The organism is Aquipuribacter aurantiacus (assembly GCF_051216895.1).
GTDB lineage: Bacteria > Actinomycetota > Actinomycetes > Actinomycetales > JBBAYJ01 > Aquipuribacter.
Genome location: NZ_JBPKAO010000030.1, coordinates 1 through 2,718, shown reverse-complemented (window position 1 = coordinate 2,718; position 2,718 = coordinate 1). Strand labels below are relative to the sequence as shown.

Below are 2,718 nucleotides of genomic sequence, written 5' to 3'. Positions count from 1 at the left end.
ACCACTCCAGGGGACTCACTCACAGCCCCCAGGCCGGCCTCACGAAAATGTCCATGACTTGTGATGATCCGACACCCACGGACCTCCGGTCCACCGATTCAGCCAAGACGCCCCGTAGCCGACCTCGAGCCGGTGTCACCGTCGAAGTCGGTCCTTGACTGGGGGTCCCCAGTTGGCGATCGATTGTCGGAGACGTCGTGCCCGATCGGTCCCCGAGACGGCGATCAGTCGCGCGGTCGCCTCGATCGCATCGTTGACCACCCGGTGGCCACGATCTCAATCACCCCCAGAACAGCAAGGACCAGGCCAGCCTGGCGCAGTCCAATCACGGGGGTCTCGACGTCAAGGAAGGCGACGTACATCACCAGCCCACCGATGACCATGCCTGCCCCGGCGAGAAACGCCCACCCCTGCTTGCTCATGATGCTCTCGCCTTGCGGCTCGCCTCGGTCATGGGTCAACCCTGCGGGAGGCACCCCCTCACCGGCAGCGGCCGAGAGACTGCAANCGACGTACATCACCAGCCCACCGATGACCATGCCTGCCCCGGCGAGAAACGCCCACCCCTGCTTGCTCATGATGCTCTCGCCTTGCGGCTCGCCTCGGTCATGGGTCAACCCTGCGGGAGGCACCCCCTCACCGGCAGCGGCCGAGAGACTGCAACGACGGTCCGAAGGTCGACGTCATGGCAGCCAATGGTGGACCGACGGCGGTGCCGCCCGGCTCAGCTTGTCACCGCTCCTGACGGCGAGCAGCGCGCCGGAGACCCCTCAACGACCCGATCGCCACCTGGGGATGGGCGAATTCAGGCGGTTGTCGCAACGACGGGTCGTTCGGGGTCTGACAGTAGGCGCTGAAGGGCGTCCTCTGGCGTGATGCCGCCGAGGGTCTTGCGGGGTCGCTGGTTGAGCTCGGTGGCGACCTCGAGCAGCCGTTCTGGGGTGTGCAGGGACAGGTCGGTGCCCTTAGGGAAGTACTGGCGCAGCAGGCCGTTGGTGTTCTCGTTCGAGCCGCGCTGCCAGGGGCTGTGGGGGTCGCAGAAGTAGATGGCCATCTCGCTGGCCAGGGTGATCTGGCGGTGCTGGGCCAGCTCGGTGCCCTGGTCCCAGGTCAGGGTCTTGCGCAGGTGCGCGGGCAACGTCTTGATGGCCGCGAGGAGACCGTCTCGGACTGCCAGGGCGCCGTGACCGTTCGGCAGGTGCACCAGCATCGTGAACCGGGTCTGCCGCTCGACCAGCGTCGCGATCGCGCTTCGGCAGTTCGAGCCCAGGATCAGGTCGCCCTCCCAGTGACCCGGGACGGCCCGGTCGGCGACCTCGGCCGGCCGATCGCTGATCATGATCATGTCGGGGATCTTCCCCGAGCCACCCGTGGTCTTGGGGCGTCGCGGGCGTCGGATCGCGCGTCCGGTCCGCAGGTGCTGGTGCAGGTCAGCGCGCAGGTGGCCGCGGCCCTGGACGTAGAGGGCCTGGTAGATGGTCTCCGGACTCAACTGCAGCTCCAGTCGCTCGGGCACCACCACGGCCAGGTGGTCGCTGATCTGTTCGGGACTCCACTTCAGGCACAGCTTGGCCTGCACCCGCTCGGCCAGCTCGGGGATGTCGAACTTGCTGGCCTTCGGCCGGCGACCCCGCAGGTCGGCCCGCTTCTGAGCCGCGTACGGCGCATAGGACACCACGGTGGGCACATCGGGTGTCCGTGGCGCGGCCGTCGTGCCGTTGCGTCTCAGCTCCCGGCTCACCGTGGACGGCGCCCGCCCCAGCAGCACCGCGATCGACCGGACCCCGGACCCACCCGACCGCAGGTCCGCGATCCGCAGCCGCTCCTCCAACGACAGGTAGCGCCCCGACGGGGCCGGCTTCCTCCGTGGCACCACCCCGCCGGTCGCCTGGCGCCAGCGCCGGCCGCTTCGTCTGTCCACGCCGACAGCGTCACAGGCCGCCTGCAGCGTCGAACCCCGGACGATCAGTACCCAGAACGCGGCCTGCTTGTCGATCAGTTCTTTCCTGGACAACACCAGCAGCACCTCACATCAGGGGGTGTTGCGACGACCGACTGAGCCCGCCATCCCTTGCCGGACTGCGCGGCCAGAGGCCATTGACGCCGGATTCGCGTCGATCGCCCGCCGCGGTGGCTCGCGTTGTCGAAGTGGGATCGGCTATTGAACTTCCAGTACTACAGCAGGCCCTCCGGAAGAAAGAATACTGCGATGGCTGCCATCAGAGTCAGGACGCTCGCGATCAAAGCCAGACCCTTTCCTGCAGCGTCCCAAGGCTCCTTGCCCGGGTCCCCGTGCGCCGCAAGCCGGAAATATGCGCCAAAGCATGCGATAACGAGTGGCGTAAGCACCAAGAGGCTCAGGCGTTTGACTGGGTCGTCCACCTGACCGCTAATGAGTTGTATGCCTAAGAGGATGACACCGACAACAAACACAATCAGCAGAACTGGACTAAAATGAAGTTTCACTGGGTGCAGCCTTATCGCTAGTCGAGGGCAGGGACATGCCGTCACGACGTGCCCCGCAATGATTCCTGTCACGATGCAACCCCGACACTCGGGGTCAATTCCAGGATAGGCGACAGACGGGGTCTTACGCGCTTGGCCGCGCTCACAGGCGCCGTCGGGGCGGTGACCCAGGCCATCGCGTGGTGCTCGTCAGTGTCTTGGCAGGTCGGCTCCCCGCACAGCGGTCCCGGCCTAGCCCGGATCTTTCGTGGT

1 protein-coding gene is annotated in these 2,718 nt (G+C 66.6%); it reads right to left on the bottom strand.

Annotated features, from left to right (window positions below; all coding sequences use genetic code 11):
* Positions 1 to 805: 805 nt before the first annotated feature.
* The gene (locus tag ACR80Q_RS18210) at positions 806 to 2,017 is read right to left on the bottom strand and encodes an IS30 family transposase (RefSeq protein ID WP_435379070.1); all 1,212 of its coding nucleotides are present in this window, start codon (positions 2,015 to 2,017) and stop codon (positions 806 to 808) included.
* Positions 2,018 to 2,718 lie beyond the last annotated feature (701 nt).